Source organism: bacterium, assembly GCA_016708025.1.
Taxonomy (GTDB): domain Bacteria; phylum Zixibacteria; class MSB-5A5; order GN15; family FEB-12; genus FEB-12.
Genome location: JADJGQ010000002.1, coordinates 513902 through 530437, shown reverse-complemented (window position 1 = coordinate 530437; position 16536 = coordinate 513902). Strand labels below are relative to the sequence as shown.

The 16536-nt window shown below is 54.4% G+C and carries 16 protein-coding genes; 12 read left to right on the top strand and 4 right to left on the bottom strand.

Translation table 11 applies throughout. From position 1 onward, the window contains the following. The first annotated feature begins 4 nt into the window (after nucleotides 1–4). The 3 genes from IPH75_08580 (at nucleotide 5) to IPH75_08570 (ending at nucleotide 3335) form a co-directional block, all read left to right on the top strand. Nucleotides 5–1321 carry a metal ABC transporter permease gene (locus tag IPH75_08580; GenBank protein MBK7142121.1) on the top strand — a complete coding sequence of 439 codons (1317 nt, stop codon included), beginning with the start codon at nucleotides 5–7 and terminating at the stop codon, nucleotides 1319–1321. After that, on the top strand, nucleotides 1318–2214 hold the full coding sequence (locus IPH75_08575; GenBank protein ID MBK7142120.1) for a metal ABC transporter permease: 897 nt from the start codon (nucleotides 1318–1320) through the stop codon (nucleotides 2212–2214). The genes IPH75_08580 and IPH75_08575 overlap by 4 nt, the downstream gene beginning before the upstream one ends. Nucleotides 2215–2339: 125 nt before the next feature. After that, nucleotides 2340–3335, top strand: a complete 996-nt coding sequence (locus IPH75_08570) for a hypothetical protein (protein ID MBK7142119.1) — start codon at nucleotides 2340–2342, stop codon at nucleotides 3333–3335. Nucleotides 3336–3388: 53 nt separating this feature from the next. On the opposite strand, the gene IPH75_08565 is transcribed toward IPH75_08570, so the two are convergent. Continuing rightward, nucleotides 3389–6649, bottom strand: coding sequence for a S8 family peptidase (locus IPH75_08565; GenBank protein ID MBK7142118.1), 3261 nt, complete (start codon nucleotides 6647–6649; stop codon nucleotides 3389–3391). Nucleotides 6650–6956: 307 nt separating this feature from the next. Here IPH75_08565 and IPH75_08560 point away from each other — a divergent pair, with 307 nt between their 5' ends. Then, entirely contained in the window at nucleotides 6957–7469 is a 513-nt protein-coding gene (locus IPH75_08560; protein MBK7142117.1) for a hypothetical protein, read from the top strand. 112 nt (nucleotides 7470–7581) lie between these two features. On the opposite strand, the gene IPH75_08555 is transcribed toward IPH75_08560, so the two are convergent. Next, nucleotides 7582–8424: a hypothetical protein gene (locus tag IPH75_08555; GenBank protein MBK7142116.1), complete on the bottom strand. Its 843-nt coding sequence runs from the start codon at nucleotides 8422–8424 to the stop codon at nucleotides 7582–7584. Nucleotides 8425–8722: 298 nt separating this feature from the next. Between IPH75_08555 and IPH75_08550 the strand changes: the two genes are divergently transcribed. Next, nucleotides 8723–9583 (top strand): S9 family peptidase, encoded by an 861-nt coding sequence (locus IPH75_08550; GenBank protein ID MBK7142115.1) that lies wholly within the window; start codon nucleotides 8723–8725, stop codon nucleotides 9581–9583. A 139-nt stretch (nucleotides 9584–9722) separates the two neighbouring features. Here IPH75_08550 and IPH75_08545 read toward each other — a convergent pair whose 3' ends face one another. Beyond that, entirely contained in the window at nucleotides 9723–10133 is a 411-nt protein-coding gene (locus tag IPH75_08545; protein MBK7142114.1) for an ORF6N domain-containing protein, read from the bottom strand. Nucleotides 10134–10597: 464 nt separating this feature from the next. Here IPH75_08545 and ffh point away from each other — a divergent pair, with 464 nt between their 5' ends. The 7 genes from ffh to IPH75_08510 all read left to right on the top strand — a co-directional run bounded on the left by ffh (nucleotide 10598) and on the right by IPH75_08510 (nucleotide 15658). Further along, a complete protein-coding gene (ffh, locus tag IPH75_08540; protein ID MBK7142113.1) occupies nucleotides 10598–11926 on the top strand; it encodes a signal recognition particle protein in 1329 nt (442 codons plus the stop codon). Nucleotides 11927–11940: 14 nt separating this feature from the next. Beyond that, nucleotides 11941–12309 carry a 30S ribosomal protein S16 gene (gene rpsP / locus IPH75_08535; protein ID MBK7142112.1) on the top strand — a complete coding sequence of 123 codons (369 nt, stop codon included), beginning with the start codon at nucleotides 11941–11943 and terminating at the stop codon, nucleotides 12307–12309. Nucleotides 12310–12403: 94 nt separating this feature from the next. Next, nucleotides 12404–12634 carry a KH domain-containing protein gene (locus IPH75_08530; GenBank protein ID MBK7142111.1) on the top strand — a complete coding sequence of 77 codons (231 nt, stop codon included), beginning with the start codon at nucleotides 12404–12406 and terminating at the stop codon, nucleotides 12632–12634. Then, a complete protein-coding gene (gene rimM / locus IPH75_08525) occupies nucleotides 12635–13153 on the top strand; it encodes a 16S rRNA processing protein RimM (protein MBK7142110.1) in 519 nt (172 codons plus the stop codon). Between the two features lie 14 nt (nucleotides 13154–13167). Next, on the top strand, nucleotides 13168–13935 hold the full coding sequence (gene trmD / locus IPH75_08520) for a tRNA (guanosine(37)-N1)-methyltransferase TrmD (GenBank protein MBK7142109.1): 768 nt from the start codon (nucleotides 13168–13170) through the stop codon (nucleotides 13933–13935). An 8-nt stretch (nucleotides 13936–13943) separates the two neighbouring features. Further along, nucleotides 13944–14303 (top strand): 50S ribosomal protein L19, encoded by a 360-nt coding sequence (gene rplS / locus IPH75_08515; GenBank protein MBK7142108.1) that lies wholly within the window; start codon nucleotides 13944–13946, stop codon nucleotides 14301–14303. 140 nt (nucleotides 14304–14443) lie between these two features. Further along, nucleotides 14444–15658, top strand: a complete 1215-nt coding sequence (locus IPH75_08510; GenBank protein ID MBK7142107.1) for an SIR2 family protein — start codon at nucleotides 14444–14446, stop codon at nucleotides 15656–15658. Between the two features lie 72 nt (nucleotides 15659–15730). Here the strand turns inward: IPH75_08510 and IPH75_08505 are convergent, their stop codons facing one another. Further along, nucleotides 15731–16315: an RsmD family RNA methyltransferase gene (locus IPH75_08505; protein ID MBK7142106.1), complete on the bottom strand. Its 585-nt coding sequence runs from the start codon at nucleotides 16313–16315 to the stop codon at nucleotides 15731–15733. Nucleotides 16316–16536 lie beyond the last annotated feature (221 nt).

Below are 16536 nucleotides of genomic sequence, written 5' to 3'. Positions count from 1 at the left end.
CGATATGGAATGGCTTGATTCGACATTACGCTTTTTCTCCTTAGTCGATGCCAATGTCCGGTGGGTCGTGTTTGGATCGATCCTGCTGGGTGGCGCGGCCGGTGGGCTGGGCTGTTTTGCCTATCTGCAGAAGCGGTCGCTGTTGGGGGATGCACTGGCGCATGCGGCCCTTCCCGGCGTGGCACTCGCCTTCCTGCTGATGGGACGGAAAGATTTCCTCGCGCTTTTGATCGGCGCCTCGATCACGGGCTGGCTTGGTGCGCTGGCGATCAATTATATCATCAAAGAGTCGAAGATCAAATTGGATGCGGCGCTCGGCATCGTGCTAACGGTCTTTTTTGGACTGGGTATAGTCATCCTGACGCATATCCAGAAATCGGGTTCCGGCGCACAGTCCGGTCTGGATAAGTTTCTCTTTGGACAGGCGGCGGCGATGGGGCGAGATGATGTGGTCATCCTCGGGATTGTTGCGCTGACCATGTTGGTGGTAGTATCGCTCGGCTTTGGTCGCTTCAAGTTGATCTCCTTTGATGCGGCGTTTGGACGATCGCTCGGGATGAATGTCGGCCTGCTTCAGTTTGCACTGACTACCATGATCGTTTTTGCAGTGACGATCGGACTACAGGCAGTTGGTGTGGTGCTGATGGCGGCGATGCTGATCACTCCGGCGGCGGCGGCGCGACAGTGGACGGATAAACTGCATTTGATGGTGATACTCGCATCGGTCTTCGGGATTCTCTCCGGTCTGTTTGGCGCGTACATCTCATTCCTTGCGCCGCGCTTCCCAACCGGCCCATGGATGGTGATCGTCGTTACCGCTCTCTTTGCGTTTTCCATGCTGTTTGCGCCGAATCGCGGCGTAATCAGCTATATCCGGCAGCATTATGCCAACAGACGGAAGATGACTCGCGAGCATGTCTTAAAAGTGCTCTTTAAGGCGGGCCAGGATGGAAAACTGTGGAAAAAGTATTATCCGTTTGATCAGATCAAGCGGATGTGGTCATTCACGCAACGAGAGTTGCAGTCGGCGCTGAGGACATTGCAGAGTCAGGGGATGGTGGAGAAGTCCGGCAGTATGTACCGCCTCTCGGATAGCGGGATCACCGAAGGCGCGCGGGTGACCCGACTGCACCGACTCTGGGAAGTCTATCTCTCTCGCTATCTTGAATTGCCGGAAGATCATGTCCACCGCGATGCTGAGGATATGGAACATATTATCACACCTGAGATGGAAGCTCGTCTGGAAGAGTTGTTGGATCATCCTGAATATGACCCACACCGCCAGGAGATTCCGTATATCGGACGGGAGAAAAATCAATGACGCCGGATCTTTGGGTGATAATCACCGGTCTGCTGGCTGCTTCGGCTCTGGCATTGATCGGCAGTTTCCTGGTACTTCGCCAGAACGGGATGCTCGGGGATGCGATCTCGCATGCGGTTCTCCCGGGGCTGGTCCTGGCGTTTCTGATCACCAGTAGTCGGAATGTTGTGCCGATGGTTATCGGCGCTGGTCTGTTTGGGTTGCTGACCGCCTACCTTACGGAGATACTAAGCCAGACTCGACGGGTTTACAGTGATGCCGCGATGGGGATCGTCTTTACCCTCCTTTTCGCGGTTGGTGTGATCATGGTGGCGATGTTCGCGGAGCAGGTTGACCTGGATCAAGAATGCGTGCTGTATGGCGAGATCGCCTATACGCCGTGGAATCGTTTTATGGTCGGAACAACTGACCTTGGTCCGCGCGCGGTCTGGATATTGGGAGGCGTTTTGTTGGCCAATCTCGCGTTCATCCTGCTCTTTTTCAAGCAGCTCAAGATCAGTTCGTTTGATCCGCAGATGGCGGTGGCGGTCGGCATAAGAGAGAAGCTCTGGCACTACCTGCTGATGACCATGGTCTCGCTGACCGTGGTGTCGGCGTTTGAGTCGGTCGGAGCGATCCTGGTAGTAGCGATGCTGATCATCCCGGGGGCGACTGCTTACCTGTTGACCTCCCGACTACATGTGATGTTGATCCTGTCAGTTGTGATTGGCATGTTCTGCGCCATAGGTGGATTTTATGGGGCATCCTATTTTGATGCCTCAATCGCCGGGTTTATGGCGGTGGTGGGCGGGGTGGTCTTTGCGGTAGTTTTGATCGGCACGCAGGTCTATCGCCGGATCAGCCAGATGAAGTATGCATCGGCGCGGGTACAACCGGCGGACAAAACGGCTTAATTTCGGACAGACAATATTTCGGGGGAATTGTGGCGGAACGGGCAGCCATACTTGTCTCGCGACAACCGTTGAGACCATCGGGAGTCACTCCCTGGGTAAGGACGGTAGTTAGCGCAGTCGATTGGGTGAAAAATCGACATCTGACGCTCTGCAGTTCGATCGGGATGCAGACCTGGGAATTGGTGACCGCGCTAGCGTCGATGCATCGTGTTCCACTTCGTCTCTATCTTCCACCAAAATCTCCTCACTCCTTATCCAGATCCGAGATCTCCAGGCAGTTCGCCCTGCCGAACGAAGGGGTTGAGTTTGTCGACGTTGAATACGGCGGAGACAGCAAGGAGGAGCAACTTGCCTGTCGGGATCAGGCGGTGGTGGCGGATGCTGACATCTTGATACCGATCGCTGTTCGATCCGGCGGTCATATGGATTCACTCCTGCAAGCGGCGAGTCGAGAAGGTAAGCAGGTGATCTCCGATTTCCTGGTTCACCCGACACGCGATGCAGAGACAGTAGCTTTGCATGTTGAAGCGGAGAGGATCAATCCGGAAGTGGACCTTCTCCCCCGTCGATACTTGATACACTGGACACGGACGCCGCATGGGGCATGGCCGAGGGAACTGCATATCGACTATTACCGCGCGTTGATACAATCGACGAGATTTCCTCGCTCGGCATATGAGACGATACGTCGCATCGCCGGCAGCCGGTTATTGATCGGGTCGCCGCGACATATGCCGTCGAACTTTCCAACAGTCGCTTTTTCTGCCCTCACGCCGCGCGATCTGATCCCGCTGATGAAATGGCGAGCACGGTATGCAGAGCTGAGTTTTGAACCGTATGGGATCGGCATACGCGAGGATATCGCAACGGAGCTTGGCATTCTTCCGGTCATCTACTATGACACAACAAAGCCGGCTGAATATGAAAAATGGCCTTGGCGATGTCAGTCGATCGGAACCAAGACGGATTGGCGACAGGAGGCGGAGTCTCGATATCCGGGGGATCTCTCGCTGGCGAGTCTCGGGCCAGAGGCACTTCGTCTCTTCTGCCACACTCAGGCCGAAGCGGAAAAGCTCAGCACGGAATTCGGGATCCCGACCACCAACTTATTCCTTACATAAGAAAGGCCGATGCATCTGCACCGGCCCATCAGATTTTCCGTTGGCGCACCCGATCATTTGATCAGGAGCATCTTGCGGGATGCGGAATAGTTTCCGGCGGTCAGGCGATAGAGATAGAGGCCCGATCCCTGGCGTGCGGCATTCCACGTGATCTCGGTTCGTCCGGCGCGGGCCTCCCCATTTCGCTGAAGCACCTCTCGCCCGGTGATATCATACACAGTCAATGAGTATGCCGATGCTCTCGGGAGATCGAAAGCGATCACGGTCGATGGATTGAAAGGATTCGGGTAGTTCTGCAGCAGCGCAAAACTGTGCGGCAGATTGGGATCATCGCCGGGAATATCGGTGGAAACATCGATACTGAATTTTCTTATCGGTGAACTGGCGGACATGGCGACATTGTCGGTGGCGACCACCTGCCAGTAGTAGTCTGACAGATCGGTCAGCGGGTCGGTGAGCGTGAAGCTGGTGTCGGCCAGATCGAATATTTCAGAGGCTGTGGTCAGAGTGGGATCTGTCCCAAATCGCAGTGTATAGGTGACAACATCGTTTGGATTAGGATCAAGTGACCGGTTCCAGATAAAAGTCGGCAGCAATTGACCGATCACGGCATCGCTTGCCGGAAGAATTTGCGCGGCGACGGATGGCGCCTGTCCGGCGACAAGAGCGTAGGCAAAGGTGGAACGAGTGGCCGCATTGCGGATAGTTGGCAGATCACTACCGCCAAAAAGCGCAAAAACGACCGTGTCGGTTTGTCCTGGCGCGAGGACGAGTGGTCCGGCCGCGAGAGTTTGCACCAGATCATTAAACGATGATTTATAGGTGTCAATATTGGTCACACCAGAAACGAGCATGCTGTACTTTTCCTGATCGGTGTAACCGTTGGCGCCGGTTCCCCACCAGGGGATCAGAGTAACGAAAGAATTTGTCGTGTTGGCGGTGGCGAGGGGTCCCTCAAGTAGTTTTCCGCCGCGATAGCGCCTGATATATCTCTCAGTCGCTGAATCTTTGATGTGCGCCGTCCAGAGGAATTGCTCGGCAGATTCCCATCCGCCGCAGTTCTGCGCATACGAGATAATATCCCAATCCAGGCTCAATCCAAAGCGAAGGGTATTGATCGCAATACCGGAGTTGTTTTTGAGGACATATTGCAGGGCCACGATGTCGCTGTAGGGATCTGCAAAACTGAACGTCTGCTGAGTGACTTCGAGGCCGATCGGCGAGGTGGCATTGGAATCATCGAATACCGAGCGACTGACCTGATGGATAGCACCGCCGAGGGTGTCAAAGGTCATATCCCCGCCGGGAGCGACGCGAAAATCCATATTCGGTTCGGTCAGGAGAAAGTGAATGGCAGAGGATACTTTGGTCGGGCCGGTAGTCGCCATAATGCCGGCCTCCAGCAAGTCGTTGCCGAGGCTGTCCAGATTGAATCCTTCGCCACCTGTATAGAAAAACGTCGGGTCGCCAAATCCATAGGCCCCAAAATTGGAGACTGAAAACATGAGACGGTCGGTCTCGTGAGTGACGATCGCTTTAGAGTTGCGCGGTTCGACCACAAAGGAGAGGCTGGTGGTGACTGAGTAACCGAGCCCGGAGATCTCAAAAGGAACGGTGATAACTGTCCCCTGCAAGACACTGTTCGAGACAGTAACGTTGATCTCAGCATTGGCATTAGCGGTGTCAATCGCTCCTGCCGCTACCGTGCCGAAGGTGGTGCTGCCGTCATGGATGGTCAGGAGCGGATGAGTGCCGATGATAGTACCGGTTAAGTTCGATACCTGGTCGCCAATATTCTGAACGACGACCAGTCCTGAGACAAGATCACCCGGGGCGATCGGGTCATGCAGGAAATCGTAGACCCTGACACGAGGAGTATTTGGTGGATCGGCGAGTGCGTTCAAAGCGGCCTGACAATCGATCTCTCCCCAGCCGAAGGTATTGCTCGGAACGGACCAACCGTGGGTTTGTGTGGACGCAAGGATAGCTTGCTTGATCTCACGAACCGTTGCGGCGGGATTCTTCTGTCGAAGCAGCGCCACCAAGCCGGAGACATGCGGCGCGGCCATCGAAGTGCCGGTCAAAATACCATAGGTTGAATTGGGGACGGATGACCTGATCTGATATCCGGGGGCAACTACATTCGGCTTGATCGCACCATTGCAGGTAGAGGGGCCGCGCGAAGAACTGGCCACGATCTGAAGCGGAGTCAACTGTAGGTTGCCGACGGCAAAACAGTCGAGAGAATCATTAGCTCGGTTGGCCGGATTGTAGATAGTCTGGGCAATCGAGCCGCTGTTGCCGGCAGAGAAGATATTGACGATGCCGAGCGCCTCGGTAGCATCGATCATTTCGTAACAGATATCCTCACAGCCGACATAGCGATTTTCGTATCCCCAGCTATGGTTGATGACATCCGGGAGATCGGCGACGGTGTTCGGATCGCCATCAGGATCAGCCGCCCATTCGAAAGCATCGATGATCGAGGCTCCGGCGATGTCGATCACTCCGGCGGAGATCCACTTGGCATCCGGGGCGACACCGTAGGCGATATCATTGATCGAGTCGAGTCCGACCATCGTCCCCATAGTATGGGTGCCATGGGAGAAGGACAGCGAGCCATTCAGAGTGTGGGGTGCGGTCTGGTGAAAGACCGGATCAAACCATGAGGCAAGCGAGTCCGTGCGGCTCCCTCCTTTGCCTCGCCAGCTTCGCTGAAGCGCCGGGTGGTCTCCCTGAACGCCGGAATCAAACGAGCAGATGACACGTCCTGCGCCGGTGAAACCGGCGGCCCAGGCTTGCGGAGCTTTAATATGATCGAGATTATCAACTACTGAATCAGCCAGTATTTCATCGGGAGAAAGGGCTGCTTCATAGGTTGGGCGAATCGACCGGATGACCGGCTCGGGGGAGATCAACTCGATATCGCTTCGCGACGCCAACGAGGCAAGTTCAGCAACCGGCAGGTCAACCTCGATGACGTTGACCAGCCAGTGGGATTTGATAGCCGACGCCCGGTTGGCACTCTCAAGCGTTTGGAGATGTGAGAGCAGGTTCTCCTGAGCGGAGGTATGTCCCTCTTTAAGCGCGTTGATAGCGTTGCGATGGTTCTCGACGGCGGTGGCAGCGGCCACTGAAGTGCGGAACGACTGGGCTTGCGCGGATGGCGGGAGCTTGATCCAGACTCTCACTCGTTGGTCGGAGTCCAGCGCGGCGATCTTTTGCGCCAGTTCATCGGACAGTTGTCCGGCCGAAAGACTGCCGGAGAGCACAAGGGTCAATATCAGGGTAAACAAGGGGGCGAGAATCTTCATCGTATGCTCCAACCTAGGGACGCTTGAGTATCGGGTTTGGTTCAGTGAAAACGAAGCGGCTGAAGGCTCCGGTTTGCTTTTACTGATCTTTTGTCATGCAGCATCTTTTTGTTGTAACCGGCGACCGCCCGGGGCGGTTCGCGCATCGAACGGGTTTCTTTTCAGAAGAGCCGGTCGATCGGGCGCGGAATCAGGGGGCGCCGGACTATTCGACAGGGGTAAGATACACTGATATCTCCTACTTGTAAAGTTGGGCCTAAATATCTACCTTTAACTTCGGACACAGAAGCTATGAAGGAATGTTCAGATGGCTGAAATGACAGATCTTACACCAGAGACACTTCGCGCAATGCTTGAAGACTTTGCCAAAAACTGGCTGGCCCATGACGGGCTTTGGTTCCAGGCGGTCGAAAAGCACTATGGGATGGAAAAGGCGATCGAACTGGATACCGAGGCCTGGGAGCAGTTCACGGTGATCGAGGCAAAACGGATCATGGCGCGGCACAACATAGCGGAAGGATCGGGACTTGAAGGTCTGAAAAAGGCGCTTGGGTTCCGGCTGTATGCGTTTCTCAATGTGCAGGAGATCCGGAACGAGACCGCTAATTCGTTCGATTTCTATATGGTAGATTGTCGGGTACAATCGGCGAGGAAACGGAAAGCGCTGCCGCTGTTTCCGTGCAAGTCGGTCGGGCTGGTGGAGTATGCCGGATTTGCGAAGACGATCGATCCGCGGATCGTGACAGAGTGTATCGGTTGCCCGCCGGATGGTCATGCCGGGAAAGAGTTCTTTTGCGGCTGGCGGTTCAGTTTGAAATAACGGCAAGTCATGCAAGATGAAATTCAAACGGCGCCTGCGAGTAGGCGCCGTTTTTTTCGAGTACGTCAGGCAGATGGTGTATCGCTTGCACACGCACCTGCCATCAGAGGGCTCAAGCGGGGCAATTAGGCAAAATCGGTTTTGGCGTTTGAGTCAGAAAAGAGATCAGCAGAGAAAGGTCTGAGAGGTCCGGCGTACTGGCGACCGACCCATTTACATTTGCCTCGGCGAGACAGGGCAGAGTTGGTTTGGGTGTCTGAGTCAAATAGGAGATCAACAGTGACAGATCGGACAGATCAGGAGCCTCAGCGACCGATTTGTTGACATTACCGGTCGTGCCAATACAGCAGAAAAGCGGGTTGATACGAATCGTGTCTTTCATAAATGATGCGTGCGGCGTACAGAGATACGGGAACGGCCCCATGCCATCGCCGGCAGTAAATGTCAGGCTGAAGGTCTCGCTGACCAGAAGCAGATCGCTGTCCCAGGTCTTGGGAGAGCCGGGCGCGGAGGTCGCGGTGTGCTCCATGGAACCGTTATTGGTCCAGACTACCGTGTCGCCAGGATTGATCACGAGGTTGGCCGGCTGAAATTCAAAATCGATGATACTTATCTGGTGTTTGGTCTGCACAAAGATCGTGTCGATCATACCGAGATGGATCGTGCAGGTATACGGGAACGGCCCGCGGCCATCGGCAGGATTAATGACAATCTGATAGGTGCCAGCCGAGTTGATCAGGCCGGAATTCCAGGTTTTGGGCGAACCGGGATTGGAGACCGAGTTGTGCTGGAAGCCATCCATGTTGATCCAACGGATGGTGTCGCCGTAATTGGCTTTGGTTTTGAGCGGCACAAAGGCGGAGCCCATGATATGGATCTCGCGGATGGTCGCCTGCGCAAGGATTGGCAGACCGACGACCGCCAGGAACAGCAGCGGTAACAACAGACGTTTCATTGAAGCCTCCTCTGACGCACGGCTTGCCCCGCCAATGGCATCATGGTTCGGGTGTGAAGTGGAATGCGAACAGCAATACAGAGTAAGTGGGTCGATGTTTCGTACAGGATCAGTGAAAATTCGGGCTTCGACTACGCTCAGCCCGATAAATGCAACGGAATCGAATTCGCTGCTGACATGTAACTCAATATGTCGCACTGAGCGAAGTCGAAGTGCGGCCAGAAAAAGAGTTGGCGGGTTCGAAGACGGACCCGCCCTACGTGCTTGACCCAGCCGCACTAAACTACTTACTTCAGGCATGCCTCCTATCGCCACACTCGTTGATTCACATCCGGTTACGCTCAAAGCAATACCGGCCTCGATAGTCGAGAAGATGTATGACCGGACCGTGCTTACCGATACGGTTGTCGAAAAGATCACTTACCTCTCGGATGGTTTTAAGGTCAAAGGGTATATCGCCCGGCCAAAAGCTGAGGGGCGGTATCCGGTGATCATCTGGAATCGCGGCGGGTACGGGTTGCATGGTTCGCTTGAGGATCTGACGGCGTACTTGATTCTCGCCTCGACCGCCGCCTGGGGGTATGTGCTTCTGGCGACACAGTACCGTGGGAATCATGGCGGCGAAGGGGTCGAGGATTGGGGGGGCGAGGATGTGCGCGACGCGTACAACCTGATCGGTCTGGCTGAGACTCTCCCCTATTGCGATCCGAACCGCATCGCGGTCGAAGGGGCGAGCCGTGGCGGGATGACTACCTATCGGTTGCTGACGATGTATGACCGGTTCAAGTGCGCGATAGTGCATGCCGGGGTTTCGGATGTCGACAAGTTGTGCGAAGTGCGCGAGGATTTCTGCAAGCTGTTTGACAAGCTGTTTGGGGATTTGCCTGTTTCGCAACGGTTCGAAGAGATACGGAAACGTTCGGCGACGCAGATAGCATCGCAGTTTCCGAAGACAACACCTATCCTACTGCTACATGGGACAGCCGACAAGAAGGTGCCGATTGAGCAGTCAATCGCGCTGGATGCGGTGTTGACGAAGTTGGGGCATCCGCACGAATTAGTGGTGATAGAGAATGGCGGGCATGTTTCGTTGAAGGATGGATCGTATCGGGCCATTGACAGGTATCGACGGAGTTGGCTGGAACGGTATCTGGCGTGAAGACGTTGGGGTTTCGACCCCGATGCTATTTTTTGGGGGGCATTGAACGGAATTAGCTACAATTTAGCGGGGGCACAGGGAATTAACACATTTGGTCGAGGTGATCACAGCGTGTGATGTCGAACTGCATGGTAGAGTGTCAGTTGGTCTTTTCATCGGGAGTCTTTTTTCGGTTCGTTTTTGCCGGTTGTAATACAGGGCCGCGAGAGAGGGTCGGATGGCTGACGGCGAATGACAGCTTGACCTTGTCAGCGAAATCGGATCTGAGTTTGAGTCCAACCATGTTGACGCCCCCCATGGTGAACGCGTGGGGTAAATGGGCGTGATTTCGATAGCGCAGTTGCGGGAGACCATCGGTAGCCCTCAGGCGCAGGTACTCCTGCTCGTTCAGGCGGAAATAGAGTTGGGGTGGAAAGAGGGTCGGGTTCCGTTTGGCGAGCTGATTGAGCTGTCGGGTGGGGATGTCAAAGAGCTGCGCGACATGGAAGTCGAACATGATGACACATCCGCGAAGGATGTACTTGTATTTCTTAAGTGGACCGTGGAGCATCTACTAGAGGGGGCGGATCCATGAGCACTAGCAGATGTAATACGGGGGGGGTAGGACTACTACGCCTTCGAGGTCTTGATCTGGAGAACTCCACCTTTTGGAGGGTTCGGGAGAGTGGTGGCATTTAAGGGGGGGCTGGCTCTCAAGATAAACGGACACCAAAATGCTATGTACTTACCGTCCAATCAGATAGCTGGGGGGATACGGCAAAATAACCCTTGCCAATTTTCGTCAATCCTCTATATTGCTTCGCTCTGACGGTGACGATTCCCCGTTTGATTCGCTCGTGTCGCAGGTAGTTGCTTTCCAAGAGGATTGAAATCTGGATGCCCGCCTTCGCGGCATGATGCGTTTGGGGGGCGGAATGAAGCGGTGGGGGAATCGAAAGTGAAGTAATGAGGTTGCTTCGTGCGCTGTTCGCGTTGCTCACGTGCTCCTCGCAATGACATATAAGATGAGAATGAATGTTTGACGGTCTGTCGGATAAATTAGAATCGGTTTTTAAAACGCTGCGCGGCGCCGGCAAGCTCTCGGAGAAAAATATCCGGGACTCCATGAAGCAGGTCCGTCAGGCGCTCCTCGAAGCCGACGTGAACTACAAAGTCGCACGTGATTTCGTCAAGACCGTCGAGGATAAAGCGGTCGGCACCGAGGTGCTGACCTCGATCGAGCCGGGGCAGTTGATCGTCAAGATCGTACATGACGAGCTGGTCAATCTGCTGGGCGGGAAAACCGCGCCACTCGCGCCAATCGACAAAAGCCCGACCGTCTATATGGTCTGCGGCTTGCAGGGTTCCGGTAAAACCACCCTTACCGGCAAAATCGCCCTGATGGCGAAAAAGAAAAATAAGAAGGTGATGGTGGTGGCCGCCGATATCTACCGCCCCGCGGCGGTGAAGCAGCTCAAAGTTCTGGCGGACCAGATCGCGGTGGAGCATTTCTTTATCGAAGGCAAGCAGCCGCCGGAGATCTGCAAAGAAGCAGTCGCGTTTGCCTCGAAGAATTTTGTCGATCTGGTGATTCTCGATACGGCCGGACGGCTGCATATCGACGATGACCTGATGAAGGAACTTGAGCAGATCAAGTCCCTGGTCAAGCCGGATGAGATCCTGCTGGTCGCTGATTCGATGACCGGTCAGGATGCGGTCAATGTCGCGGATCAGTTCCACAAGCGGCTGGATATCACCGGGGTGGTGCTGTCCAAACTGGATGGTGATGCCCGCGGTGGCGCGGCGCTCTCGATACGGCAGGTGACCGGCTGTCCGATCAAGCTGGCCTCGATCGGCGAGAAGTTGTCGGACCTGGAGCCGTTCCATCCGGATCGGTTGGCCTCGCGTATTCTTGGTATGGGTGACATTGTCACGCTGGTCGAGAAGGCGCAGGAAGCGGTTGATGCCAAACAGGCCGCCAAGATGCAGGAGAAGCTGCTCAAGGCGGAGTTTAATTTCGAAGATTTTCTGGACCAGATGGCGCAACTGAAGAAGTTGGGGCCGCTGGAAAATGTCATCGGTATGATCCCGGGGATGGGGAAACAGCTCAAAGGGATGAAGATCGATGAGCGAGAGATGGAGCGGACGACGGCGATCATCAAGTCGATGACTATCGAAGAGCGCCGGTATCCGCGGATCATCGACGGGTCGCGCAAGCGGCGGATCGCGAAGGGTTCAGGGAACACGGTGCAGACCGTGAACCAGTTGTTGAACCAGTTTTTCGCGATGCAGAAGATGTTCCATTCGTTAGGAGGCAAGAAAATGAAAATACCAAAAGGCTGGTCCGGTTTAGGGGCCAGGTAAACGGAGGAATTGATTTGGCGGTTCACATTAGACTTCGCCGTATGGGCTCGATGAAGCGCCCATTTTATCGTATCGTCGCCGCGGACTCGCGGACCGCGCGTAATGGCGCGTTCCTGGAGATCCTCGGGACGTACAACCCGATCACCAAACCGGCTAAGGTGGAGATCGAGGAGAAGAAAGTAACGAAGTGGCTGGAAAACGGCGCAGTGCCGAGCGACACGGTCCGGACTCTGCTGAAGCAGGTCGGGTTCTCGTCGAAAGCTCAGCGCGCTAAGAAGGGTGAAGATGTTTCCGGGACGGTCCTGAATAAGACCATCAAGGAACGTCCGAAAAAGACCCGAAAGATGAAAAAAGCTTCGGCAACGGCTGAAGCGGCCAAGTAAGACAGCGCCGGTGTAGGGATTACACCGGGAGTCCGGGTGGACAACCAGGTCATGACTGCGGTTGTGGCCGACAGACGACTACGGGAGCCGAAGGATGAGGGATTTCCTTGAGTATGTCGTCCGGGCGCTGGTGGATCGTCCCGATGCCGTGACGATCAATGAAGTTGAAGGCAGTCGCACGACCGTGTATGAATTGAGAGTCGGACAGGGTGATCTCGGTAAGGTTATCGGGAAGAACGGTCAGACGGCACGGTCGCTCCGCACGCTGTTGGGCGCAGTTTCGGCGCGCCAAGGAAAGCGGGCGGTTCTGGAGATCCTGGAGTAGGTGAAAGAGGAATTGATCACAGTCGGGAAACTGGGGAAAACGCGCGGTCTCCATGGTGAGCTGTACGTCACCCCGCTGACCGACTTTCCGGATCGATTCCTCGACCTGACCGAGATCTTTGTCGGCAATCGGGGTGTCTGGGAGAAGATGAAGATCATCTCCTCCCGGTTGGTGGGCGGACGGCCGGTGTTAGGCTTTGAGTCTTTCACCACTCCCGAGGCCTCGGCACGATTGACCAACCGTGAGTTAGCGGTGCCGCGCGACCAGGTAGTCGATCTGCCGGAAGATATGTATTACGTGTTTGAGATCATCGGCTGCGCCGTGTATAGCGACGCAGGCGGCGCGCAATTAGGTGAACTGGTGGATGTGGAGCATTATCCGGCGAACGACGCGTATGTCGTACGGATGACGGATGGCTCCCGCCGGATGCTTCCGGCGACCAAGCAGGCGATCAAAACGGTCGACCTGCAGGCAAAACGGATGGTTGTAGATGCGGACAGTCTGCTGGAATTCGAGTAGGCGTCCGAAACGATATGCAGTTTGCGATAGTCACGCTTTTTCCGGACTACTTTAGTCTGTCGCTGCAGCAATCCTTGCTCGGCAAGGCGCGTGACAAAGGGCTCTTTGACATCGAGATCGTAAATCCGCGGGAGTTCGCGCAGGATAAACATCACACGGTCGACGACACACCGTTTGGCGGTGGCGGCGGGATGGTGATGAAAGTCGAACCGATCGACCTCGCGCTGCAGAAGCTGGGATACCGACATCGAGCCCAGGGTGAGCCGCCTTCAGAGAAGGATAGGATCATTCTGACCTCGGCAGCGGGACATCAGTTCAATCAGGAGATGGCGATACGCTATTCCCTGTGCGACCGGATCACCATCATCTGCGGGCATTATCTGGGAGTCGATGAACGGCTGCTGGAGCTGTACGAGATGGATGAGGTTTCGATCGGAGACTATATCCTGACGGGCGGCGAGCCAGCGGCGGCGGTGATGGTTGACTCAGTCGCGAGATTGATCCCGAAAGTGCTCGGGAATTTCGAGTCGGCGCTGAATGATTCGTACATGAATGACATGCTCGGCTCTCCCTGCTACACTCGACCGGCGGAATATGCCGGGATCGGGGTGCCGGAGATATTGCAGCAGGGGAATCATGAAGCGATACGGAAGTATCGACGGATGGAAGCGATCAAAAAGTGTCTGCGTCATCGGCCGGAACTTCTGGCGGGGGCGGGTCTCGATAACGCGGAGTTAAAGATGGTTGAACAGTTGAAAAAAGAGATTAAGAATAGAGAGTGAGGTAAGGCATGAAACAGATCGCCATTATTGAAAAGAGTTATATGCGCGATGATTACCCGAAGTTCGCTCCGGGTGACACGATCAAAGTGCATGTGAAGATCAAAGAGGGAGACAAGGAGCGAATCCAGGTTTTCCAGGGGACGGTTATCGGGATGCGTGGTTCCGGTACGGGAGCGACCTTCACGGTTCGCAAGATGTCCTCGGGTATCGGGGTGGAGCGTATCTTCCCGTACTGCTCGCCGAATATCGCGAAGATCGAGCATATTCGTTCCGGACAGGTCCGTCGCGCGAAGTTGTATTATTTGCGCAATCTGACGGGTAAGTCGGCGCGTATTAAAGAGGATATGGCTGACAATACGAAAGAGTAAGCTGATCGGATATTGATCAGTAATTGAAGGCGCTCGCAAGGGCGCCTTTTTTTGTTTCAACTTTTGGTTGTTGGCCTCGGTTTTAACACCCCTTATTTGCTTTAGAAATTGTCGTCTCTGCGAAAGGAGGGTGAAAGATTATGTCAGAAGATAAACGGACAAAGGTTTGTTTCTTGCTGGGAGCGGGGTTCTCCATTCCAGCAGATCTCCCCCGGACCCAGGACATTACTACTCGTATTATGACTGGCGAGGGCATGATGCGGCACAGTGATGCCAACTACTATTTCGGAAGACCAATGTATGAGCACATGGGCTGGTCGGACGATGGGTTGAGCAGAGTCTTACCTTTTCTGAACCTGGTGCGGAACAGAATAGCCAACTACTATGCTAAGTATAGTCCTGACCACGAAATCAACTACGAGGAAGTCCTCTACGCCCTGCAACAGATCTATGACGACGAAATGGGCGAATACGAGAATCCACTATTGATGGAGGTTCAAAATGACTTGAGGGCCCAGTCTGCTTCAATGCTGAAGGCCAATGACCATCCACTAGAATCTGAATGGACCTACGACCAACTACTTCGCGAGTCCCTCAATTATGGACATGATGTAGTATGGCATGAACTCGAACAGAAGCCTCGAAAGAGCCTGAATTACATGTGTGCGTTGAGTACGTCTTTCACAGACGAGAGCATTCGAATTATGGCGGTATACACCTTGAATCACGACTTGCTGCTGGAGGAGCACCTAAGAGAGAGTTCAGTTCCATTCAATGATGGCGAAGTGGAGTTTGATTCCCACTTACGCTTATGGTCGATTGAAAACTACTACGAGTCAAAGGGCATCCCAATCCTACATCTTCACGGCCATGTGCGTCTGTATCGAGTAAACTACTACACGAAAAACCGCCGGCGAACTGTATATGGTAGGCCAGTCGGTTGGGACTCGATTCATACACACCATATAACCGACCAAGAGTACTTCATGCTCCCAGATGGAAGACCTGAAATCCTCGCCGGCACAACTAACAAACTCCTCGAATATCAGGGTGGGATTTACGCTGACATGCAAATGCACTTCTATAACTCCCTTAGAAGTTGCGAGTTTATAGTTGCATGTGGTTACGGCTTTAGAGACAAAGGTATCAACACCAAAATACTCGAGTGGTTGTACAACGATTCGGCCCGCAGATTAGTAATAATTCATCCTAAGCCATCTGATCTCCGTCGAGAGTCACGTTCAGCAATTAGTCAGAGGTGGGACGAACTCGTTGCACGGCAGCAACTGCAAACAATTGATTCGTGTATTGAAATGGTGGTCTGGTCAGATGTTAGGAGATTGATATGTGCTTAGTCCAGCCTCGAAATCTCACGCCATGGGCATGACCCCATCGGGGCATGGGTTTCGACCTACAAGACTTCCGCGTTATTTCACCGGGGGGCGGAGGATGGTGAAGGTCGTGTGGCCGTATTTGCGCTGCTGGTCGATCGGGAGGACATCAAACAAAAGCACTTTTAGCTCCGAGGTGTCATGCTGGCAGATGATCTTGGTATCCTCGGTGAACAGCGGATAGTGGCGGAAGAGTTCGAGCGTGCGGTCCACCAGGCCGACATATTGCGGTGGGGCGATCATGATAATATCAAAGACTCTCCCCTCTTTATGCAGGCGGGGGACAGCATCAAAAACATCCTCAGTCAAACAGTGGAGTTGGTCGGCGACGCCGAATTTCTCCGCTTGACGATTGATGGCATCGGAGAGTCTGGGATCAAGTTCGACCCCGGTAGCCTCGGCCGCCCCGCGCGAGACTGCCTCAAACAGGTAGGAGCCGGTGCCGGAATAGAGATCGAGATAGCGGGAATCGGTGATGTACGGCATCAGGTAATCAAAGATAGATTTGCGAAGGCGACTGAGCGGCGGGCGGGTGATGCCGAGATTCGGGGTAATGATCTTCCGCCCCTTGAGAGAGCCGGCGATGATATTAAACTCGAACTGCTTTTCCTGTGTGGTCATGGGCATATGATAACTGGGAAGATCGAATCAGAAAAGGAAAACGTCAGGAACTCGCTTCGCGACCCCTTCGGGGCAAGGTTCCTGACCTACCGGGACTGGTCGGGCTCGACAAACGGGAGGATTCATGAGTGTTGGCGGTAATAAAAGCGGTTTGCGCGGTCGATACTATTATTAGTGTGGTTAAACTTGCGCAGCGGTTTTGAAACAGCTTATCTATCAAG